Source organism: Pseudomonas sp. 25 R 14, from assembly GCF_900004755.1.
Classification (GTDB): Bacteria; Pseudomonadota; Gammaproteobacteria; order Pseudomonadales; family Pseudomonadaceae; genus Aquipseudomonas; species Aquipseudomonas brenneri.
Genome location: NZ_CVTS01000005.1, coordinates 23,081 through 45,778, shown reverse-complemented (window position 1 = coordinate 45,778; position 22,698 = coordinate 23,081). Strand labels below are relative to the sequence as shown.

General features: G+C 60.8%; 17 protein-coding genes. 8 read left to right on the top strand and 9 right to left on the bottom strand.

Features of this window, described 5'->3' with window-relative positions; all coding sequences use genetic code 11:
- Positions 1 to 113 precede the first annotated feature (113 nt).
- Entirely contained in the window at positions 114 to 4,727 is a 4,614-nt protein-coding gene (locus BFQ03_RS00555) for a dermonecrotic toxin domain-containing protein (RefSeq protein WP_065942307.1), read from the top strand.
- Between the two features lie 3 nt (positions 4,728 to 4,730).
- Here the strand turns inward: BFQ03_RS00555 and BFQ03_RS00550 are convergent, their stop codons facing one another.
- The gene (locus BFQ03_RS00550; RefSeq protein WP_032856712.1) at positions 4,731 to 6,284 is read right to left on the bottom strand and encodes a MocR-like pyridoxine biosynthesis transcription factor PdxR; all 1,554 of its coding nucleotides are present in this window, start codon (positions 6,282 to 6,284) and stop codon (positions 4,731 to 4,733) included.
- Between the two features lie 103 nt (positions 6,285 to 6,387).
- On the opposite strand from BFQ03_RS00550, the gene BFQ03_RS00545 reads away from it, so the two are divergent.
- Genes BFQ03_RS00545 through BFQ03_RS00535 form a run of 3 tightly spaced genes read left to right on the top strand, consistent with a single transcriptional unit; the run spans position 6,388 to position 8,157 of the window.
- On the top strand, positions 6,388 to 7,023 hold the full coding sequence (locus BFQ03_RS00545) for an FMN-binding negative transcriptional regulator (protein WP_032856710.1): 636 nt from the start codon (positions 6,388 to 6,390) through the stop codon (positions 7,021 to 7,023).
- On the top strand, positions 7,020 to 7,466 hold the full coding sequence (locus tag BFQ03_RS00540; protein WP_032856709.1) for a GNAT family N-acetyltransferase: 447 nt from the start codon (positions 7,020 to 7,022) through the stop codon (positions 7,464 to 7,466). The genes BFQ03_RS00545 and BFQ03_RS00540 overlap by 4 nt, the downstream gene beginning before the upstream one ends.
- A gap of 10 nt (positions 7,467 to 7,476) precedes the next feature.
- On the top strand, positions 7,477 to 8,157 hold the full coding sequence (locus tag BFQ03_RS00535; protein ID WP_065942306.1) for a GNAT family N-acetyltransferase: 681 nt from the start codon (positions 7,477 to 7,479) through the stop codon (positions 8,155 to 8,157).
- Between the two features lie 3 nt (positions 8,158 to 8,160).
- On the opposite strand, the gene BFQ03_RS00530 is transcribed toward BFQ03_RS00535, so the two are convergent.
- A complete protein-coding gene (locus tag BFQ03_RS00530) occupies positions 8,161 to 9,060 on the bottom strand; it encodes a homocysteine S-methyltransferase family protein (protein ID WP_032856706.1) in 900 nt (299 codons plus the stop codon).
- A gap of 113 nt (positions 9,061 to 9,173) precedes the next feature.
- Here BFQ03_RS00530 and BFQ03_RS00525 point away from each other — a divergent pair, with 113 nt between their 5' ends.
- The gene (locus BFQ03_RS00525) at positions 9,174 to 9,995 is read left to right on the top strand and encodes an ABC transporter substrate-binding protein (protein ID WP_032856704.1); all 822 of its coding nucleotides are present in this window, start codon (positions 9,174 to 9,176) and stop codon (positions 9,993 to 9,995) included.
- A complete protein-coding gene (locus BFQ03_RS00520) occupies positions 9,992 to 10,807 on the top strand; it encodes an amino acid ABC transporter permease (RefSeq protein ID WP_065942305.1) in 816 nt (271 codons plus the stop codon). The genes BFQ03_RS00525 and BFQ03_RS00520 overlap by 4 nt, the downstream gene beginning before the upstream one ends.
- A gap of 3 nt (positions 10,808 to 10,810) precedes the next feature.
- Here BFQ03_RS00520 and BFQ03_RS00515 read toward each other — a convergent pair whose 3' ends face one another.
- Together BFQ03_RS00515 and BFQ03_RS00510 are read right to left on the bottom strand one after the other, a co-directional pair.
- Entirely contained in the window at positions 10,811 to 11,089 is a 279-nt protein-coding gene (locus tag BFQ03_RS00515; RefSeq protein WP_032856701.1) for a helix-turn-helix domain-containing protein, read from the bottom strand.
- Positions 11,086 to 12,399 carry a HipA domain-containing protein gene (locus BFQ03_RS00510; RefSeq protein WP_223232690.1) on the bottom strand — a complete coding sequence of 438 codons (1,314 nt, stop codon included), beginning with the start codon at positions 12,397 to 12,399 and terminating at the stop codon, positions 11,086 to 11,088. The genes BFQ03_RS00515 and BFQ03_RS00510 overlap by 4 nt, the downstream gene beginning before the upstream one ends.
- Before the next feature lie 344 nt (positions 12,400 to 12,743).
- Here BFQ03_RS00510 and BFQ03_RS00505 point away from each other — a divergent pair, with 344 nt between their 5' ends.
- Positions 12,744 to 14,024: an autotransporter outer membrane beta-barrel domain-containing protein gene (locus tag BFQ03_RS00505; RefSeq protein WP_065942304.1), complete on the top strand. Its 1,281-nt coding sequence runs from the start codon at positions 12,744 to 12,746 to the stop codon at positions 14,022 to 14,024.
- A gap of 70 nt (positions 14,025 to 14,094) precedes the next feature.
- On the opposite strand, the gene oadA is transcribed toward BFQ03_RS00505, so the two are convergent.
- Entirely contained in the window at positions 14,095 to 15,903 is a 1,809-nt protein-coding gene (gene oadA / locus BFQ03_RS00500; RefSeq protein ID WP_032856696.1) for a sodium-extruding oxaloacetate decarboxylase subunit alpha, read from the bottom strand.
- 11 nt (positions 15,904 to 15,914) lie between these two features.
- Positions 15,915 to 17,330 carry an acetyl-CoA carboxylase biotin carboxylase subunit gene (locus BFQ03_RS00495; RefSeq protein WP_032856695.1) on the bottom strand — a complete coding sequence of 472 codons (1,416 nt, stop codon included), beginning with the start codon at positions 17,328 to 17,330 and terminating at the stop codon, positions 15,915 to 15,917.
- Between the two features lie 195 nt (positions 17,331 to 17,525).
- On the opposite strand from BFQ03_RS00495, the gene BFQ03_RS00490 reads away from it, so the two are divergent.
- Entirely contained in the window at positions 17,526 to 18,500 is a 975-nt protein-coding gene (locus BFQ03_RS00490; RefSeq protein WP_065942303.1) for a LysR family transcriptional regulator, read from the top strand.
- On the opposite strand, the gene BFQ03_RS30435 is transcribed toward BFQ03_RS00490, so the two are convergent.
- The 3 genes from BFQ03_RS30435 to BFQ03_RS00480 all read right to left on the bottom strand — a co-directional run bounded on the left by BFQ03_RS30435 (position 18,430) and on the right by BFQ03_RS00480 (position 22,688).
- Positions 18,430 to 18,627: a PA3496 family putative envelope integrity protein gene (locus tag BFQ03_RS30435; RefSeq protein ID WP_082445499.1), complete on the bottom strand. Its 198-nt coding sequence runs from the start codon at positions 18,625 to 18,627 to the stop codon at positions 18,430 to 18,432. The genes BFQ03_RS00490 and BFQ03_RS30435 overlap by 71 nt on opposite strands.
- 158 nt (positions 18,628 to 18,785) lie before the next feature.
- On the bottom strand, positions 18,786 to 19,652 hold the full coding sequence (hexR, locus tag BFQ03_RS00485) for a transcriptional regulator HexR (protein WP_029290040.1): 867 nt from the start codon (positions 19,650 to 19,652) through the stop codon (positions 18,786 to 18,788).
- Between the two features lie 162 nt (positions 19,653 to 19,814).
- Positions 19,815 to 22,688: a GGDEF domain-containing phosphodiesterase gene (locus BFQ03_RS00480; RefSeq protein WP_032856691.1), complete on the bottom strand. Its 2,874-nt coding sequence runs from the start codon at positions 22,686 to 22,688 to the stop codon at positions 19,815 to 19,817.
- Between the last annotated feature and the right edge of the window lie 10 nt (positions 22,689 to 22,698).

Below are 22,698 nucleotides of genomic sequence, written 5' to 3'. Positions count from 1 at the left end.
CTCATGGCCGGGGAGAGCCCGCCCCGGCCATGATTATTTATCTACCGTCTTTCCCTCCCTCCCGGAAACTACCTTGGCGCTCTTAAAGCCTGACACTGGCCAAGGAGCTGCAGATGCCCAACGACTCATCCCTCACCAACAACCACCCTCCCAGTAACTATGAACTGTTGACGCAATTGAGCGTTGGTCCGTCCATTCGGGATGTCGCCGCCAACCTGTTGCGCTCCTCCCTCATTGAGCAATACCCGACACTCACTATCGACCCGGACCTGGCCATGGTTATCACGCCACACTGGCGCATCGTCGGCGATGTCATTCAGTCGGCGCCCGCCTCCGCGCAATCACTGACCTCGATCCTGGCCAACCAGGCTTTGTCGCCGAGCCAGGTGATCTATATCGACGGTGAGCATTTCCTCACCCTGGAGCCAGAGGCCCAGCCTGCCGTGCACCTGCCGGTGAAGATCGATGCCATCGCACGGTTGATCAATGAGCTATCGGCCCTGATATTCACCGCCTTCCAGGAGCAGCAGCTCGATTACTGGAATGCCTCCAATGGCCTGTCAGGTCCGCGCTGGCAGACGCTCTCCCATTCCCTGCGCAAGGTGTGGAATGTCACCACCCAGGAAGGTTGGGATGAGCACGATTGCGCCATGGCCAGGACGTTGTTCCACGCTCCGGAGCTGGACAAGCGCAAGGCCTCCGATACGTACCAGACACACGCTTACCTGATCGATATGGATGGGCATTACAACAACAATTGCGTTCACATTGGTCTATCGGATATGGCCGTGTTGATCGGTGTACACGAGCAGCACCCGCGAATTCTGGCGTACTCGCTGATCAGCGGTTACGAGAAATTCGAGTCGCTGGATAAACTCGGCGAAGCGTTGCCGGCGAGCCTTACTCAATATCAACCCGACGTGAGTGTGCAATGGCGACTGTACGAACCTACCGGTGATTTCTTCGATAGCCTGGCGTGCAATCTGATCGCCCTGCAACTGCAAGAAATCGGCGTAGTTGGCTCGTCCAGCCTCGAAGCACCTCCCGCAACGGTCGTCACCGGCCAGGCGGTAGCCCGCATCCTGCCGGTGATTGAAGACTTGAGCGATGACTCGCTGTCGAATATCCGCCAGATCCATCAACAGCTCCCCAACTGGCTCGCTCGTGCCTCGGACCTGGATGTATCGACCTACAGCCGGTGCGTGATCGAGCTGGCCGAACTGCATACGCACAATCATGGGCAGTCTTTCCAGGACGGTATCCCACCGATCCGCGACTACGCCCGGCAGCAGCTGCAAAACCAGATGCAGACCCACAGAAATGACGCGAGCCTGAACCTGGACAAAATCGAGATCAGTATCGAGAGCCCGGTGCTCTGGGGTACCTTTGTGCTACCAGGCACCAGTGACATCACCCGGTGCAACCTGATCGACCTGGCCCTGGATAATCTCACCGGGTTACCCACCGGCACGGCCAGCGTGCGCTACAACGGTGGCAATGGCCCCACATGGTTGACGTACAGCTACCTCAAGGACCTGATCGAAACCCTCGACCTGGGCGAACACTATCCGAACCTCATCAAGCGCACCTTGCTTGACGACCCTATTGAGTCAAAGAGCCGGCAAACCCTCTACACCTCACACTTGCAGGTGCAACTGCCGCTGCTGGCACTGCAGTGGAAAATTCAACGCCTGCATGGCCTCGATGATCGTGGTTACCGCTATATCGCCGCTGTCATGCACGCGCAAGCGCATGAACGGCAGGTCGATGGGCAAGCAATCGTCATCCGACGCCTGGCGTTTGTCCCCACCTTGCGCCCCGGCCAGACACAGGATGTGGTGGCCAATATGTTCGTGATCGGTCCCCGCGACCACACCCAAGGCCCGTGCCTACTGTATCGCCCACTGCTGGAGCCGGTGCTGGTTCAGTACCCGTCACGGCAAAACCTGCTCTATGCCATCAAGCATCACCGCACCTTGCGCGACTCGGTGCTGGCCTGGTTACCCGAAAACGTGCGCTTTAACTACGAGCAATACGTCTTCCCCACCGCACTGCCCTCACCGTGGACCGTCGTGCGCGGGCTGGTGGAGCCCCAGGTGGTGATGCAAATGAGCGGTCCCATTGCCTTGAGCGATGAAGTGGTAGGCAACGACACCCTGGCGACGCTGTTCAAGGACAACGCCAATGCGATGGTTGAACTGGCCACTCGGCAATCGGTATCCAACGTGAAGAAACGCTGGGCAAGCTACCGGCAAGCCGGCTGGATGATTTTCAGCGCAGCCTTGCCATTCATGGGGCGTACAGCCGGGATCGCCGTCTGGATCTGGCAAATCATGGACGACCTGCAAGCATCCGCCCAAACCGAGCCAGGGCCCGACGGGAAAGCTTCCTGGGCGGCGCAGGTCGACCTGCTGCTCAACCTGGGCATGGCCCTGGTGCTGCACGTCGCCCTGCGACATCCGCCGGGGCGAAAGACGATCAAGGAGCAACCGCCGGTACCTGAATCCACCCCCGTGACGGATCCTGAAGTCGTACCGCTACCGGCCCGCAAAGTCCCCGTGTCGCAACAACCCAACCTGCCCGATGCCGATCTACCCGCTCACCATCAAGGGCCCCTGTATACCAGCGGCCCGCTCAATCGCGCACCCGCAAACCTGGGAACAACACTGGAGCGCTTCAACATTGCCAAACCCGAAGGGCTGGGGGAGCCGATCAAAGAAGCAGGGGCTCACCTGCATCTCTATTCGCTTGCCGATAAATGGTATGCACCCGTCGGAGTCCGCTGGTTCGAGGTCACGGTGGATGAAAACGACAGTGTCGTGATCGTCGACCCAAAACGCCCCTCCCACAACGGCCCTTTACTGGTGAGTAACCTGGCCGGTCAATGGTTTGTCGATACCCGCCTGCGCCTGCGTGGCGCCGGCTTCCGGAACCGCCGGCAATCTGCCCGAGGCAAGACACCCTCCCGGATCAACGACCTCAGGGAGAAACTCAACAAATTCGACGCCGAAGAAAAACGCGGGCAGGCCGAAGTATCAGCGGCGCACGCGGCGATAGACCCGACTCCCGGGCCGTCCGCCGACCGCCAGCGCCAGACATTCCTCGACAAGGTGGACAGCCGCCTGGCCGAATATGACGTGCCCATTCGTCAACTGCGATCGCTGAACATCCTCGACTCGGTGCCCAACTACCAGAGCAGCATGTTCGATTACTTGAACAAACAACTGCTGCTGACACGCTCTGCTATCTCAGAACGTCTCCCTGTCTTTCGCGAAAAGTTGTTGGTAGCGGTGGGAGACATAGAAGCCGTTACCGGCCAGAACTTAAAACAGCGCAGCGAAATCGCCCAGACAATGGCTAAGTTGAACCTGGATATGATCAACCGCATGGAGTACGCGCTTTCGCGCTTTCGCGAGTTGGAGGGCCTAGGCATAGAGGGTGCAAAAGTCATCCAGACCACCATGAAAGCCTTGCCCGAATTCAAGCTTTACGACCTCAAGGCGCTGCAACTCACCCTCAGCCGCTACCTGTGTATTGGCGAAGGCAGTGGGGAGGCCTTCACCAACGCCCACGCCCAACTCAATGACATCATCGATATCGCCGATCTCAACGTACAAACGTGGATCGAGACACTGGTAGAAGCCAGCGTCAGTGACCTGAACGAGCGCATTGAAGTGTTGAACAGCCTGCTCGACCAATTTGCAATTGTCGACCAGCGCCTGCTGGACCTACACACCGAATACCCGGAGCAGGTGCAACGAGAGCCGCTGGAAAACCTCCGCCAACAAGTCGAACAATTCAACCAGCAGGCAGTTCAGGAACTGGTGGGGCTGCTCAAGGAAAGAAAAGCCCAGGAGCCCAAACCCGGCCCATCAAAAACACCGCCGGCGCCCAAACGCAAAGTCATCAAGACGCGCTTCAACGGGGTCGTGGTGGGCGAGCCCCGTGAAGCCGAACGTAGCCTGGTGGACGTCAAGGCACCCGTGACGGGCAAGGTCATCGCGACCTTTCACGAAAAAAGCCCAGGGGTCTGGGTCGAGCGGGAGAGCCCCTCCTCAGCTTCCCTTGTACCCCAGGCCATCGACCTGAGTCGGAGTATCAATACCGGGCAGAGCCTGTTGGACGAAGAGCCCGCCGCCACCTTGCGAACCTTGAGCCACTCGAAGAAAGCCGGACGCATCCCGGTGGAAATCGAAGAAATGTTTCATCAGTACGCTGCACGCCTGGAACGCGCGGCGAGCACCATCGAAGAAGCTCTGACTCAACTCAACCTCACCGAAAGCGACCGCCCTCCCGCCGCCACCCTCAACCGCAAACTCAACAACGCGGCTACGCGGCTCTACGAGCTGGGAACAAGCACCCGCATCGAAATGACCAAACAGCAACCGCCGACGGCAGCACGGGTGGAATGGCTGCATAGCCAAGGGCTGGTGAAAATCGCCAAAGTGCTCACCCGCCGACGGCTCAAGGGCCCCGGGAAAAACTACCTCGACGAATACGAGGTGCGTGATCATCAAACTCACGCGGTGCTTTGGTACGCGCACTTTCACTATGAGTCGCCGCAAGCAGAGCTCGAACACTACATCGCCGGCCACCTCAAGACCCGCAACCAACAGAAACTTGGAGGCGCCATCCACCGCACAGGCTTGAGTGTCCGCGACCAGATCGCAATCTATCGCAGTGAAATCAGTCCGCAGTTGGCCCGCTCCCTATTCTTCCAGAGCTGATTATCATCCGACCTGCCAGGCCTTGCGCAACCTTGCCAGGGCCTGGGCGATGGCCTCTTCGGGCACGGCGGCAAACCCCAATACCAGGCCGGCGCGCGAGTCTGGTATCGGGATGGAATCGGGCAACCAGTAGCTGCTCAAACCGTTGATTTCGACATCCATCGCCCGGGCCTGGGCCAGCAATTGCGCTTCCCGAGCCAGGCTTTCCACCCGCACTGTGAGGTGCAACCCTGCTGCGACACCGGGCAGGCTGCCCATACCTGGCACATTGGCAGGCCAACCGGCCAGCAAGGCATTGCGTCGACTCAAGGCGGCACGACGCATCCGACGGATATGCCGCTGGAAATGCCCCGCTACCATGAACTCGGCCATCACCGCCTGAGTGCTGACCTCCGAATGCCGCACATCCACGGCGCGGCGCCGGGTGAAGGCGTCCACCATTGCCTGTGGCAGGACCAGATAACCCAGGCGCAACGCCGGGAACGCCACCTTGCCGAATGTGCCCACGTAGAGCACCCGACCGCTGCGATCCAGGGCCGCCAGCGGTGCCAGGGGCGCGCCGCTGTAACGGTACTCGCCGTCGTAATCGTCCTCGATGATCCAGCCGCCCGTGCGCTCGGCCCAGGCCAGTAATTCCAGGCGTCGCACCAGGCTCATCACCACCCCAGTCGGGTACTGGTGGGACGGCGTGACATAGGCCAGACGGCAGTCGTTGAGTGCGTTCAATGCCGTGCAATCGATGCCTTCGGCGTCTACCGCTACGCCATGGAGTTTGGCACCGGCAATCGCGAACGCATGCCCTGCCGCCCGGTAGCCGGGATTTTCGATCGCTACGGCATCTCCGGGCTCCACCAGCAGCTGTGCACAAAGGCTTATTCCCTGTTGCGCGCCACTGGTGATCACTATTTGCTCAGCGGTGCACTGCATGCCTCTGGAACTGCGCAGGTAGGCCGCGATCAGCCCGCGTAGGCGTTCGTCCCCCGCCGGGTCGCCATAGCACAGTTGCTGTAAGTCCGGCTTGCGCCAGAAAGCCGCATTGAGCTTGGCCCAGACGTCGAACGGAAATAAATCAAAGGCCGGCACACCCACCCTGAAAGCCCGAGGCGGACCACTGGGTGGCGATGGTAAATGGTTGTTTTGCAGGCGCTCCAGGGCCGGGCTGTGGATAACTTTACTGGACAAATTTCCAGCTAAATCTTCACGTTTTGTGGATAAGGCTGGGGATAAGCCTGTTGATAACCCTGTGGACACTTTTGTGGATAGTTTTTTGGCCACCGTCTTGCTGGTAGGCAGTTGTGCCACGTAGGTTCCATCACCCACCCGTCCTTCGATAAAGCCTTCGGCATACAGCTGATCGTAGGCCCGCACCACGCTGTTACGGGAAATCGCCAAGGCCGCCGCCAGATCGCGGCTGGCCGGTAGTCGCGTGCCGCTGACCAGCCGCCCATCCAGAACCCGCAGACGCAGCGCCTCGTATAACTGGCGCGTCAGGCCCTGGCGGCGATCCAGGTCAATCCCGGCCGGGTTGAACGACAGCGGCGGCTCTAACGGGGGCATGACAGACACTCCGTAAATTGGACCTATGAAATAGGCCAAAGATGGCTCTTACAACGAACCATTAGCCTGCCTAGGATGCAGGCATTCGCCAAGGAAAATTTCCATGTACACACCCCGTGCCTTTGCCCTCGACGATCTGCCCGAGCTGCAGCAACTGATCCAGCACACCCGCCTGGCGCAGTTGGTGACCTTTGGCGAGCAGGGCCTGCAGGCCAGCCACCTGCCGTTGCTGCTCAATCCTGATGAAGGCCCCAACGGCACCCTCTACGGACACTTGGCCAAGGCCAACCCGCAGTGGCAGGACCTGCAAAACGCCAGCGCGGCCCTGGTGATTTTTGCTGGTGCCGAGGCCTACGTCAGCCCGGCGTTTTATCCGGCCAAGGCCGAGCACGGCAAAGTCGTGCCGACCTGGAACTACATCGCCGTACACGCTTACGGCCAGGCCGAGGTGTTCACCGATGCCGAGCGCCTGCTGGGTGTCGTCGGCGCCCTCACCGAGCGCCACGAAACCGGTCGCGCCCAGCCATGGAAAGTCAGCGATGCCCCGGCCGACTATATTGACGGCATGCTCAAGGCCATCGTCGGATTCGCCCTGCCGATCGAGCGCTTGATCGGCAAACGCAAACTCAGCCAGAACCGCAGCGCGGCGGATATTGCCGGCGTGCGTGAAGGCCTGGCTGCCAGCCTCGATGTGCGCGACCAGACCCTCGCCCGATTCATGCCCAAGGAGCCCGTATGAACCCGATTGAAATCCGCCAGGTCACCCATGCCGACCACGCCGCATGGTTGCCGCTGTGGCAGGCTTACCTGCGCTTCTACAACACCGAACTGCCGGACGCGGTCAGCACCAGCACCTGGCAACGTCTGATCGACCCCAACGAACCAACCCATTCGGCCCTGGCCTGGCACGACGGCAAGGCAGTGGGCATGGTCAACTTCATCTACCATCGCTCCAACTGGAGCATCGAGAACGCCTGCTACCTGCAGGACTTGCTGGTGGACCCCGCCCAGCGCGGTACCGGGGTTGGGCGCAAGCTGATCGAATTCGTCTACACCACCGCCAAGGCTGACGGTTGCTGCAAGGTCCACTGGTTGACCCATGAAAGCAACGCGACCGCCATTACCCTCTACGAACGTATCGCCGAGCGCCCTGGTTTTATCCAGTTTCGCAAAGGCCTTTAAGGAGCACCGCATGTCGATATCACCGGCCGACTGGAAAGGCGCCCCGGCGCCCAGCGCAGAGCTGATCGAAGGACGCTTTATCCGCCTGGAAAAACTCGACCCGGCCCGCCACGGCGATGGTTTGTGGCAAGCCCTCGAAGGGCCCGGCGCCGACCCCAAGCTGTGGGACTACTTGCCCTATGGCCCGTTTCCCGAGCGCGCGGCCTTCGACGCCTGGCTGAACAATCACGCGCTTAACAGCGACCCGTACTTTTTCAGTGTGATCGACCGTGCCAGCGGCGACGTGCAGGGCATCCTCAGCCTGATGTCGATCATCCCGGCCCAGGGTCGCATCGAAATCGGCCACGTCACCTTCGGCGCGCCGATGCAGCGCTCGCCAAAAAGCACCGAGGCGGTGTATCTGCTGGCCAGGCATTCCTTTGAACTGGGCTACCGACGCCTGGAATGGAAGTGCAACAACGCCAATGCCCGCTCCAAGTACGCAGCCGAGCGCCTGGGCTTCAGTTTTGAAGGGGTATTCCGCCAGCACATGGTGGTCAAGGGGCAGAACCGCGATACCGCGTGGTATTCGATTCTGGATGGGGAGTGGCCGACGGTGGGCGCGGGGTTTGAGGCGTGGTTGTCTGAGGGTAACCAGGCGGGTTCGGGCCAGTTGAAGGGCCTGGCGGAGTGTCGCCGCCAGGCGCTTTAAGCCTTAACCCAGTTTTTGCGCCAGCACCGCAATATGCTCCGGCCCAATCCCGCAGCAACCGCCCAGATGGCTGGCGCCGCGCGCTTGCCAATCGGTGGCCCAGTGCAGGTAGCCGGGCGGGTCAAGGTCCTCGCGCAGCGGGTCGAGGCCGTCGTTGGCTGTGGCCTCCTTGGGTTGCGGTGGGAAGGCGTTGGCGTAGGCGCCGATCTGAATCGTCACCCCCAGGCGGGCAAATGCCTGGTGGGCGGCATCAATCGCCGCACCGATCACCTCGGGCTGGCTGCAATTGAACAACAACACCTGCACACCCAACTGTGCCGCCGCTTCGGCCGCGTCCGCCACCGGTTCGCCGGAGCGCAGGCGCGGTGTTGCGTCGGTGTCTTCATCCTTGAGGGTAAACGACAGCCAGAACGGCTTGCCGTCCTCTGGCAGCCCCGCGTGGATGGCGCGTGCTTCGGCAATTGAACTCTGGGTTTCTGCCAGCCACAGGTCCACATGGGGGGACAGGCCTGCCACCAGTGGTGCTAGCAATTCGCTTGCCCTCGCCGCCTCAAACAGGTCGGGCCGATAGGAACCGAACAGCGGCGGCAACGAGCCCGCCACCCGCACCGCCTTACCCGATGCATTCACCGCCCGCCGTGCCAGTTCGCCAGCCAACGCCGCCAGGGCCTGCCCTTCAGCGGCAAACCGCGCTTCACCAATATGAAAAGGCACAACCGCATAGCTGTTACTGGTGATCACATTGGCACCGCTCTGGATATAAGCCGCGTGTACCGCCTCCACCGCCTGCGGTGCTTCGCTCAATGCCAGCGCCGACCATTCCGGTTGCCTGAAGGGCGCGCCACGGCGCTGCAGTTCGCGGCCCATGCCGCCGTCCAAAATTACTGTAGTTGCTGCGCCCATATGCTTTTTACTCATAAGCTTATGAAAATAACTCACTATGAGAGTCGTTCTTATAACTATTTAATACGCTCAATTCGCCTTATCACAACCTCTTTTTTAGTCAGGTGCCCTCCTTGAACATCAAACCGCTATTGGCCCTGGGCCTGACAATTTTGGCTGCCTCGACCCAAGCCTTCGGCGGTGCCACCCTGGACCGTATCGAGCAGAAAAAGGAGTTGGTCGGCGTGCTGATGGAAAGCTACCCACCGTTCTCGTTCCTCAATGAGCAAAACCAACTCGACGGCTTCGATGTGGATGTGGCCAAGGCGGTGGCGCAGAAGCTGGGCGTGAAGCTGCGCCTGGAAACCCCTTCATGGGATGTGATCGCCGCCGGCCGCTGGAGCGGGCGTTACGACATTTGCATCTGCTCCATGACCCCGAGCAAGGCCCGCGCCGAGGTGTTTGATTTCCCGGTGCAGTACTACGCCTCGCCGGCGGTGATTGTGGTCAATGCCAAGGATGAGCGGATCCACGGCGCCAAGGACCTGAGCGGCAAGAAGGTCGGGCTCACCAGCGCTTCAAGCTATGAAAGCTACCTGAACAAGAATCTGGTGATCGAAGGGGCCGAAGACACGCACTTGCAGTACCCGTTCGAGAATGTGCAGATCGCGCCCTACGACACCGATAACGTGGCCTTCCAGGACCTCGGCCTGGGCGCTGGTGTGCGTCTGGATGCGATCCTCACCAACCTGGTAACCGCCCAACCGCGCCTGAGCGAAGACAAACGTTTCAAGCTCGCCGGCGAGGCACTGTACTCGGAGCCCAATTCGGTGGCCATCGAGAAAGGCGACCCGCAATGGGACAACAAAGTGCGTGAAGTCTTCGCCCAACTGAAACAGGACGGCACCTTGAGCAAGCTGTCGCAGAAGTGGATCGGCGCCGATATCAGCCAATGAGCGCGTTCCCTACACCTCCCGAATCGCGCGTGCAGCGGCTGTTCGGTTTCCGCACCCGCCTGTACCTGACCTGGGCGGCATTGTTTGTGCTGTTCGCGAGTTTTTTCCTGAGCTTTGACCTGAAGTTCTCGATCATCCTCGACAAACTGCCCAATCTGCTGGGCCTGCACCTAGCGCCCAATGGCTTCCTGCAAGGCGCAGCGCTGACGCTATTTCTATGCCTGTGTTCGATTGTGGCGTCGTCGGTGCTGGGCTTTGTCACCGCGCTGGGGCGCTTGTCGAAAAGTGCCGTGGCCTTTGGCATTGCCAGTTTCTACGCGTCGTTCTTTCGCGGCACCCCGCTGCTGATCCAGATCCTGCTGATCTATCTGGGCTTGCCGCAACTGGGCCTGGTGCCGGGCGCCATCGCCGCCGGGATCATCGCCTTGTCGCTGAACTATGGCGCTTATCTGAGCGAGATTTTTCGCGCCGGCATTCTCGGCGTACCCCACGGCCAACGGGAAGCCGCCCTGGCCCTGGGCATGCGCGACAGCGCGATCTTCTGGCACGTGACCCTGCCGCAGGCCATGCGCACGATTATTCCGCCGACCACCAACCAGTTCATCTCGATGCTCAAGGATTCTTCGCTGATTTCGGTGATGGGCGTCTGGGAAGTGATGTTCCTCGCACAATCCTATGGCCGGTCGAGCTATCGCTATATCGAAATGCTGACCACCGCAGCGATTATCTACTGGATGCTGTCCATCGGGCTGGAGCTGATCCAGGCGCGGATGGAGCGCCATTACGGCAAGGGGTATGTACGACGCGGCTGATGTTCAGCCCGTCTGACGTCGCACCTTGACCACGCCCATCTGCAAACCGAACGGCCGGAACACCGCGTTCAACGACTTGAGCGTCTGATTGCCCTCGCCATGCTCGATATGCACCAGGGTGCGCACGGAAATCTTGCACATCCTGGCGAATTGGCTCTGGTGCAGGCCCGTGACTTCAACCCGCAGCCGGCGCACGGCTTCGCCGATCTGCAGGGTGCCCTGGGCCAGGCCCTGTTCCACGCTCTCAATCAACAAGGCGCGTGTATCCATGCTGATGGTCATCCGAGCCCCCATTGCTTCAATCGTTGGTCCAGCTTGCCGAGCGCGATGGCCGGGTGATTCAGGGTGACGGCTGGCAAACCGCTTGCCACCAGGAGGTCCGGCAACGCCCGCAAGTGCTCGGCATCTGCTCGCAGTCGTTCAAAGGCTTGCTGCGGATCGACAAAACCGGCCAGCGCGGTGCATACGCCGCGCCAGTTGATTTCACCGGCCACTTCCAGGGCCTTGGGCCACTTGGTGGTGCGGGTAATACCCTCGGCATCCATGACCATCGGGGCCAAGTCGTAAATCGGCGCCAGGCGCACAGAGGCACGTTCGCGAATAATCGAGGTGTTACGCCCATGGTTATCCGAGTTGCCGAGGATTTTGTTGAGCAAGTCCCGCCGCAAATAGTCGGCAATCAGGTCCGCGACTTCATCTGCCTGGCCAACCTTTATCCATTGATCGGCCAGCATCTGCACAACTTCCAGATGATCCATGTAGCTGCCAGGTGTGATCACACCCGCCAATGAATAAATCGACTCGACCGCCAGCCGCTCGACACCCGTCGCCGTCACATTACGATCAAACCGATGCATCCACAGGCTGGGCTTGGACGCCTCCTCCAATGCCAACCCCTGGGCGGCGACGGTTTCGATGCCTAATGCCTGGAGCGCCTTGTAGTAGTGAAATTCGCTCCTGAGGATCGCTTGATCGTTGAGGGTCGCACCATTGCGGGCAAATTTGATAAACCAATGCTGGGCAACATCGGCGTCTTCAAGAATCGCATCCGGATACAGCAGGCCTTCGCGACTCTGCGCCATCAATAGCTTCGGCGCCTCTCCTCCCGCTCCGGTCGCTCCGCCAATGGCGGCGCCTTGCTCGTAGGCATATTCCAGAAAACCGTTATCGCGGCTAATCACATCCTGCCGGGCAAAGCCGATGGGCAAGCGGGCACCCAATGCCTCAACGGATTCCTTGATACGCAAGTTGCCAATGGGCGCCGGCGTGCAGCGGCCGAGTAAAAACAGGTCCACGCTGACATTGTCCGGCTTGCTCTCGCCGACTCGCCTCATCAGAAAACGCTTCGCCGCACCTGCCGGCGCAATGTCGTGTAAGAACGCGGGAGCTGTCTTGAGGAAAGTAACATCCCACTCCAGAGGGAAACGGCCACTCACGGCGTTGGAAAACGCCTGTTGAATGTCATCAAGGTTTTCGACGAGATAATCCTGGCGATAGTGAAACCGACAGGGCCCCTCAAAGCCTTTTTGCGGCTCGGAGAACTCCAGCCGCATGGCATCATGCCAATGACCCTCAGTATAAATTTGCAGCATGAGTGAGTGGATCGGTTCCATTTGCAATTTAATGCATCCTCAAGAGGTTAGCCGGTACCTAATCTGCAATATAGTGCATCAAAATCGACAGCCGTGCTGATTTAACGCATTAAAATGCATCCAGAGCAGATCAGCACCCTATAAAACGCAATAAAATGCAAATCCATCAACCACCTCGTCTGCCCTTGTCGCAGGGCGGCAGCGTCTTTTCAGACCACAACCCCCACGCCTTGATTCGCCCCGGACTAAAGACATCTCCCGCCGGCCTCGAACACGCCCCCTGACAGTTATCCTCCCGCAGCCTCGCTAAATTCCCCGCCTCACATACCAGAGGTTGGGACCGTATGCCCTGCACATCCAAGCGACTTGCCCTTGTCATCACCTTCGCGCTGAGCGCTTTCAGCATTCAAATAGCCTCAGCACGCGGGGATATGGAACCGCCCAGCGACCATCAGCCCGTCGCCCCCGAACCGGCCACGCCGTTTTATTTCGTCGATTACGCCACCACCGACAACGGTCGGAGCGTGGCCCAGGTGCTGGACCGTGCGGTGGACGCCTTGCTGGAGTCCGGCAACCTGAGCCTGGGCGAGCAGTATCTGATTGCAGATGACGCCCGTTACATGGGCAACCTGGCCCCTGGAAGAATCGGTGCGGTGCTGGAGCAACTGGCCGGCAGCCAGAACGCTAACCTGGGCAGTGCCACACAAAACAACATGAACCAGATCAGCAACGGCCTGCTCTCGGCCATGCGCGAGTTGAATGACTCCACCACTCGCTCCGGCCCTGGCCGGCTCTGGGTCCAGGGCCTGGGTAACACCGGCAGGCTCGACGGCCAACGCGGCAGCGCTGGTGTGAAGCAAAGCACTCAAGGTTTGATGCTGGGCGCCGACTGGGCGGTGGACCCCGCATGGCGGGTGGGCGCAATGGTCGGTAAATCGGACAGTGACCTGAGCGCCAAACGCTTCAAGGCCGACCTCGACAGCTGGCACCTGGGCGCGTATGCCGTGCGCCAGGATGGGCCACTCGCGCTGCGCCTGGGGGCGATCCATAGCAACCACAGTGGTCAGAACAAGCGCAGCATCGACTTCGACTTCATTGACTACCGCGAACGCGTCAACGGCCAATACAAGGCCCAAAGCCAGAATGCCTTCACCGAGTTGGGCTATCGGTTGGACAGCGGCACGTTCAATACAGAACCTTTTATCGGCCTGGGCTATCAGCGTTACCAGCGTAAGAGTTTCAAGGAAAAGGGCGGCATGACAGCCCTGAACGTCGGCGCGCAGACCCAGGACAACCTCAGCAGCACCTTGGGTGTGCGCCTGGCCAGCCTCTACACACTGGACAACCAGATGACCCTCAAGCCACACCTGAGCACCCACTGGAAACACCTTTACGGGGATGTCACCAGTCGCGTGCGCCAGTCTTCGGCGTGGGTGAACAAGGCCGTGTTCAACAGTGACTTCGTCATCGACGGCTCCTCGCTGGACCGCGACAGTCTTGCGCTGAAGGCTGGGCTGGATGTGGGAGTCTCCGCCAGCCAGAGCATCGGCCTGACCTACAGCAGCGAATTCGGCACGCGTAGCAGTAACCAGAGTGTCCTCGGCCAATGGACGCTGAGCTTCTAATAATCCAGGCGAAAAAAAAGGGGGGCACATGCCCCCCCGAGGATTAAGCGGTAGTGTCGAAGGCTGTCGATCAGCCTTCGATCTCAATCAGGATCTCGCCAGGGTTGACCCGGTCGCCCTTGGCCACATGAACAGCGGTGACCTTGCCGGCGATGGCCGCCTGCACTTCGGTCTCCATCTTCATCGCTTCGGTGATCAGCACGGCCTGGCCGGCCTTGACCACGTCGCCTTCCTTGACCAACACATCGACGATATTGCCCGGCATCGCGGTGCTCACATGCCCAGGCGCGCTGGCCTGCTTGCGTTTGCTGGTGCCGCCGCCGACGAACTCGTTGAGCGGTTCGAACACCACCTCTTCCGGCATGCCGTCGATGGACAGGTAGAAGTGACGCTTGCCTTCAGCCTTGACGCCGACACCGGTGATGTCGACGCGGTAGCTTTCGCCGTGCACGTCGATGACGAACTCGGTCGGCACACCTTCGCCACCAGCACGCGCCACGCCGCCCGCTTCGGGGATTGGCAACAGCACTTCAGGGGACAAGGTGCCGGCTTCACGCTCTTCGAGGAACTTGCGCCCGATATCGGGGAACATGGCGTAGGTCAGCACGTCTTCTTCGGACTTGGCCAACGCGCCGATTTCGCCGCGCAGTTTGGTCATTTCCGGCTTGAGCAGGTCGGCCGGGCGCACGTCGATCACGTCTTCGCTGCCGATGGCCTGGCGCCGCAGTTTCTCGTCCACCGTGCCCGGCGCCTTGCCGTAGCCGCCTTGCAGGTAGAGCTTCACTTCGTTGGTGATGGTCTTGTAGCGCTCGCCGGCCAGCACGTTGAAAAACGCCTGGGTACCGACGATCTGCGAGGTCGGGGTCACCAGCGGCGGGAAGCCCAGGTCTTCACGCACCCGCGGGATTTCAGCCAGCACTTCACTCATGCGGTTGAGGGCGCCCTGCTCTTTCAACTGGTTGGCCAGGTTGGAAATCATCCCGCCCGGTACCTGGTTGACTTGCACACGGGTGTCGACGGCGGTGAATTCGCTTTCGAACTGGTGGTACTTCTTGCGCACGGCATAGAAGTACAGGCCGATTTCCTGCAACAGTTCCAGGTCCAGGCCGGTGTCGAATTCGCTGCCTTTGAGGGCCGCGACCATCGACTCGGTGCCTGGGTGGCTGGTGCCCCAGGCGAAGCTGGAGATGGCGGTGTCGATATGGTCGGCGCCGTTTTCGATGGCCTTGAGTTGGCACATTGCAGCCAAGCCAGCGGTGTCGTGGGAGTGGATAAAGATCGGCAGGCTCTGCTCGGCCTTCAGCGCCTTGACCAGTTCGCCGGTGGCGTACGGGGTCAGCAGGCCGGCCATGTCCTTGATCGCCACCGAGTCGCAACCCATGGCTTCCATTTGCTTGGCCTGGGCCACGAATGCCTCGATGGTGTGCACCGGGCTGGTGGTGTAGGCGATAGTGCCCTGGGCGTGTTTGCCCGCCGCTTTCACCGCTTCGATGGCCACGCGCAGGTTACGCACGTCGTTCATGGCGTCGAAGATGCGGAACACGTCGATGCCATTCACGGCGGCCTTGGCGACGAAGGCTTTGACCACATCGTCGCTGTAGTGGCGGTAGCCCAGCAGGTTCTGCCCACGCAGGAGCATTTGCAGACGCGTGTTAGGCAACGCAGCGCGCAGTTTGCGCAGGCGCTCCCACGGGTCTTCTTTCAAGAAGCGCACACAGGCGTCGAAGGTCGCACCGCCCCAGACTTCCAGGGACCAGTAGCCGACTTTGTCGAGCTTGTCGCAGATCGGCAGCATGTCATCAGTGCGCATCCGGGTCGCCAGCAACGACTGGTGGGCGTCGCGCAGGATGGTGTCGGTAACGAAGATCTTCTTGCTCATTGTTATATTCCTCACAGGCCTGCGTGGGCGGCGATGGCGGCGGCGATGGCCAGGGCCAGCTCTTCGGGTTTGCGCTTGATCGAGTAGTTGGTCAGCTCAGGGTGGCTTTCCACAAAACTGGTGTTGAACTGGCCGCTGCGAAATTCCGGGTTGCGCAGGATTTCCTGGTAGTAGGCGGCGGTGGTCTTCACGCCTTGCAGGCGCATGTCGTCCAGGGCACGCAGGCCGCGATCCATGGCTTCTTCCCAGGTCAACGCCCACACCACCAGTTTCAGGCACATGGAGTCGTAGAACGGCGGGATGGTGTAGCCGGTGTAGATCGCCGTATCGGTACGCACGCCGGGGCCGCCAGGCGCGTAGTAGCGGGTGATCTTGCCAAAGCTGGGCAGGAAGTTGTTCTTCGGGTCTTCGGCGTTGATGCGGAACTGCAACGCAAAGCCACGGTGCTGGATGTCTTCCTGTTTCACCGACAGCGGCAGGCCCGAGGCGATACGGATCTGCTCACGGACGATGTCGATCCCGGTGATTTCTTCGGTGATGGTGTGTTCCACCTGCACCCGGGTGTTCATCTCCATGAAGTACACCTCGCCCTCGGCGAGCAGGAACTCCACGGTGCCGGCGTTCTCGTAGCCCACGGCCTTGGCCGCGCGCACCGACAGGTCGCCGATGTAGGCGCGCTGCTCGGGGGTCAGTTGCGGGCTTGGGGCAATTTCGATGAGCTTCTGGTTACGGCGCTGGATCGAGCAGTCGCGCTCGAACAGGTGCACCACGTTGCCAAAGCTGTCACCGAGGATCTGCGCCTCGATGTGCTTGGGGTTGACGATACATTTTTCCAGGAACACTTCCGCCGAACCGAAGGCCTTGGTGGCCTCGGAGATTACGCGGGGGAAGGCTTGTTCGAGTTCTTCGCGGCTGTTGCAACGACGGATACCGCGACCGCCACCACCGGAGGTGGCCTTGAGCATCACCGGGTAACCAATACGGTCGCCTTCGGTGAGGGCTTCGGCGATGTCGGCGACGTTGCCTTCGGTGCCTGGGGTGACCGGTACGCCAGCCTTGATCATGCTGCGGCGCGCTTCAGTCTTGTCGCCCATGCGGCGAATCACTTCGGCCGATGGACCAATGAATTTGATTCCGCGTTCGGCACAGATATCGGCCAGTTCGGCGTTTTCCGAGAGGAAACCGTAGCCGGGGTGCAACGCGTCGCAGCCGGTTTCCACCGCCAGGTTCACCAGCTTGCGCGGGTTCAGGTAACCGGCCAGGGGCTCGGCACCAATGCTGTGGGCCTCGTCGGCGCGCTTGACGTGCAAGGCATGACGGTCAGCGTCGGAAAAGACCGCCACCGAACGGATACCCATTTCGGCACAGGCCCGCACGATGCGGACGGCAATCTCACCACGGTTGGCGATCAGGATCTTTGTTATCACTTGGAAATTCCCTTGAGCCGATTGCTGCGTTCTTCGACCTGCTAGACCAGGTCGGCGCGTGACCAAATGTTTCCAGCCAGTCGCGAGAGACACACTATGCGCACTTAGGGATTAACAAAAATCAATAATTATTGGGTTGTGTATAAGTAAAGACTTATAGTTGATCGGACAGACCCCGGCGAGACCTTTTGAATTATGCGTAAGTCATTGATGCGTATGACATTACGCCAGTTGCAGATCTTCAATGAAGTCTGCGATTTGCGTTCCTACAGCCGTGCAGCCGAGGAAATGTCTCTGACCCAACCGGCGGTCAGCCTGCAAATCCGCCAGCTCGAAGAGCTGATCGGCCAGCCGCTGTTCGACTACGTAGGCAAAAAGCTCTACATGACCGAAGCCGCCGAAGCCCTGCAACGCGCCAGCCGGGATATCTTCGGGCGCCTGGAAAACCTCGATATGCAGCTCTCGGACATGCAGGGCTCGCTACAGGGCCAACTGAAACTGGCGGTGGAATCCAGCGCCAAATACTTCGTGCCGCACTTGTTCGCCGCCTTCAAGCGCCAGCACCCGGAGGTGCAACTGCGCCTCACGGTGGTCAACCGCGCCCAGGTGATCCGCCGGCTGTCGGACAACCGTGACGACCTGGTGATCATGTCCATGGTGCCCCAGGACATGGGCCTGGAGTTCCTGCCGTTTCTCAACAACCCGATCGTGGCGGTGGCGCCGCCAGACCATCCGCTGAGCCTGCAAGGCCCGTTGCGCCTGCAAGACCTGGAGCCTTACACCCTGCTGCTGCGCGAGCCGGGTTCCGGGACGCGGCTGGCCTGCGAGGAATATTTCAAGGAAAAGCGCGTGCACTTCACCCAGACGGTGGAAGTGGCCTCGGCCGAGGCACAGCGCGAGTGCGTCGTGGCGGGGTTGGGCGTGGCGCTTTTGACACGCCACGCCCTGAACCTGGAGCTGGCCACCGGCGGGCTCAAGGAGCTGCCGGTGGAAGAGCTGCCGCTGTACCGCAGTTGGTGCCTGGTGCAAGCCAAGGCCAAGCGCCTGTCACCGGTGGCCCATGCGTTCCTGGGCTTTATCCGCAACGAGCGGGTGCAGATCAGCGCGTTGGCTGAACGCTTCGCTGGGCGGCCGCGGGGGCCTGCCAGTGCAGCTCCGGATAATCACTGATGCTTTGCTGTAATTGGCGCTGGTCGCAACGGTCTTCAATTGCACGCCGGAACGCCATGCGGCGCTGGTCTTCCTGCTGACGACGGGTCTTGACGGTGCTGGTGCTGTCTTCGTAGTGCCGGGCCATTTCGAGTCTCCCAATGCGAGTACGGGGAGTACAGGATGGGCGCGGGGGATGACGGTTTGGCGGCGCGGGGGTTACAGGACGATGAATCTTCCTGAATCCGCTGAAGATCCAAATGTGGGAATGGGCTTGCTCCCACATTTTTGATCGGTGTACGACTCTTAGTCGTCGAGGGCTTTGACGGACTTGGGCGACAACCGCAGGCTGCGCAAACTGCGCTTGACGCTCTTGAGGTGGTTGACCAGGCTCGGCCCGCGCGCCATCGCCACGCCCATTGCCAGCACGTCGATCACGACCAGGTGGGCGATACGCGAGGTCAGCGGGGTGTAGATCTCGGTGTCTTCGTGTACATCGATCGCCAGGTTGACGGTGGACAGTTCCGCCAACGGTGTCTGGCTCGGGCACAAGGTGATCAGCGAGGCGCCGCTTTCACGCACCAGGTTGGCGGTGATCAGCAAGTCCTTGGAACGGCCGGACTGGGAAATGCAGATCGCCACATCGGTGGGCTTCAACGTTACCGCCGACATCGCCTGCATGTGCGGGTCGCTGTAGGCCGCCGCCGTCAGCAGCAAGCGAAAGAACTTGTGCTGGGCATCCGCCGCCACCGCGCCGGACGCACCAAAGCCATAGAACTCCACGCGCTGGGCCTGGGACATGGCAGTCACGGCTTTTTGCAGCTCGATCGGGTCGAGCTTCTCCCGCACCTCCATCAGGGTGTGCAGGGTGGTGTCGAAGATTTTCAGGCTGTAGTCGGCGACGGAGTCGTCTTCATGAATGGCGAACTGGCCGAAGCTGGCGCCGGCCGCCAGGCTCTGGGCCAGCTTCAGCTTCAAGTCCTGGAACCCCGAACAACCGATGGCGCGGCAGAAGCGCACGATGGTCGGCTCGCTGATCCCCACGCTGTGGGCCAGGTCAGCCATGGAACTGTGCATCACGGCCGCAGGGTCAAGCAGCACGTGATCGGCAACCTTGAGTTCCGATTTGCGTAACAGGTGGCGCGACTGGGCGATATGTTGCAACAGGTTCAAAGGGCTGGACTCTTGTTATTGGCAGACGCCAGGGATGTAGCAAGCTTGTAGTTATACTACAAGAATTGTTGATTTGCCCGTTCGATGCATCACTAAATCGCCCTGCTGCCCCCTGAATCAGCGGGCAAATGCTTTGTAGCTGCGGGTGCGCACGCGTTCCGGCTAGGGAAAAAGCGCATTTTTTCGTAACAAATCCGCCAAGCCTTCGGCCTCGATGGGTCGACTGATCAAGTAGCCCTGCACTTCATCGCAGTGTTCGGCCCGCAGGAAATCCATCTGCTGCTGGTCCTCCACACCCTCGGCCACCACCTTGAGCGCCAACCCGTGGGCCATGGCGATGATTGCCCGGGTAATCGCCAGGTCTTCACGCCCTTGGCCCAGGCCACGAATAAAGGTCTGGTCGATCTTCACGTAATCCACAGGGATGCGCTTGAGGTAACTGAGGGACGAATAGCCGGTGCCAAAGTCATCAATGGCCAACTTCACCCCCAGGTCGCGCAATTGCTGGAAGGTGGCGATGATGTGCTCGACGCTGTCGAGCAACTGGCTTTCAGTCAGTTCCAGTTCCAGGTATTGCGGCGCCAGCCCGGTTTCGTCCAAGACCTGGCGCACCAGGCTCACCAGCTTGCCTTGGCGCAACTGATGCACCGACAGGTTGACCGACACCCGGATCGGCGCCAGGCCCTGGCGCTGCCACTCGCACGCCTGCCAGCAGGCCTGGCGCAGCACGAATTCACCCAACGGGACAATCAACCCGGTCTCTTCCGCCAGCCCGATAAAATCACCGGGCGGCACGCTGCCCCATTGCGGGTGGTCCCAACGCACCAGCGCCTCGGCGGCGTTCATCTTGCCGGTGGCCAGGCACAACTTGGGTTGGTAGAACACCTTCAGTTGGCGCTCATCAATGGCTTTGCGCAGTTGATTTTCCAACTGCAGGCGCTCAAGGGTGCTGGCTTGCAGGCTGTCGGTGTAGAACTGGAAGTTATTGCCGCCCAGGTGCTTGGCGTGTTGCATGGCCATGTTCGACTGGCTGACCAGTGCGGAAATTTCCCGCGCGTTATCGGGTAACAGGCTGACCCCGATTGAGGCGCTGACCACCAACTCATGCCCATCCACCGTCATCGGCACCCGCAGCTTGGCCAGCAGCCGGGTGGCGACCCGCGCCAGACTCGACAGGCTGCCATAAGCATCGAACAGCACCGCGAATTCGTCGCCGGACAGCCGCGCAATGGTGTCGGCTTCCGGTAATGCATTGATCAGGCGCCGGGCCATTTTTTGCAGCAACTGGTCGGCGACTTCATGACCCAGGCTGTCATTGAGCAGCTTGAAACGGTCCAGGTTGATATGCAGCAACGCCAGGCTGCGGCCACCCTGGCGTACCCGTTGATGGGCTTCACGCAGGCGCTCACGAAACAGCGAACGGTTGGCCAGGCCCGTCAGCTCGTCGTAATGGGTGAGGTAGCGCATGCGCTCCTCGGATTCGCGGCGTGCCGACAGATCAGCGAAGAAGCCGACGATATGGCTGACATTTCCCCGAACATCACGCACCACGCTCAATTGCAGCCATTGTGGATAAAGCTCGCCGTTCTTGCGCGCCTCCACCAACTCACCCTGCCAACTGCCGTGACTCAACAAGGCCTGGCGAATCACCGGGAAGTGTCGGCGCGCATCGCGGCTGCACGGCAGCTCCACGACATTGCGCCCGAGCATATCGTCGATATCAAAGCCGGTGACGCGGCTGAAGGCCTGATTGACCGCAATCAGCACGTACTCCGGGTCCAGGATCACAATGCCTTCGCTGGCCGCCTCAAATACCGTCGACGCCAGTCGCAGCTGTTCTTCCACCGCCTTGCCGGCGCTGATATCGCGCCGGGTACCGAGCATGCGCGTCACGCGTCCGCTGGCGGTACGCTCCACAGCGCGCCCACGGTCCTCGATCCACACCCAGCGCCCATCGCCATGGCGCACGCGGTACTCCACTTGATAGTCCTCGCTGCGCCCCGTCAAATGCTCCACCAGCGCGCGCTTGAGCAGCGGCAAATCGTCCGGGTGCAGGCGGGGCTTGAGGTCGCGCAGCATCGCCGTCACGTATTCCGGCTCCAGGCCAAACAATTCCTTGAGCTGGGTGTGATGGACCTCATCGGTTTGCAGGTTCCAGTCCCACAAGCCCAGTTCACTGGCCTGCAACGCCATGGCCAGGCGCGCCTCGCTTTTGCTCAGGGCCAGGCTGGCGGCGTCCAGTTGCTGGCCGCGTTGTTCGACGCGATGTTGCAGGCCGACCTGGGCCTCGCGCAGTTCCTGTTCGACCTGGCGCCGCTGCTCGACCTCGCGCACCAGTTCCTGATTCAACTGCTCACTGCGCTGGCGGGCCTGTTGCAGGTGTTCGATCAAGGCCTGGTTCTGGAAACGCCGCAGCAAACCGCGCTGGATCAGGCGGTTGACCTGCCACGCCACCAGGCTCAGGGACGCCAGCAGAATCAGGCCCAGGTAACTCCAGCCCTGCAATCGCGGTTCGCCGCTGAAGAATAGATAGAGGATGGTGGGCACCAGGCAGGGCAAGGCAAACGACAAAAAGGCCGGCACACTCACGGCGTAGGCCACGCTGGCCGATAGCGTCGCCACGCCAATCAGGCCAAAGATCCAGGCCTGCTGTACGAAACTGTCCAAGGGCACCAGGGCAATGGCTGCGCTCGCCAGGGTCAGGCCGCTGGCCGCCGAGCCCAACATGAACATCCGTCGCCAGATCGGCTGTGCCTGCCGGCTGGGCAGGGCGCTGTCGAAGGCCGCCACCTGGATCACCCGCATCGCCACCAGCGCCAGCAACCACACCAGCCAACCGCCGACCAGCACATAGCGCGGCGGGCTCCAGAGCAACCAGGCGCAGACCAGACCGTTGATCAACATTAATAAAGTGGGCAGCAACGAACCTTGGTACAACAGACGCGTGCGCTCGACCGCCATCTCCATGGCGTAGTGCTTGCGGATAACCTGCGCCGGCGCGACAGAAGGGCCAGGCAGGTCAGTGCTGAGGGTCATAGGCAGTGTT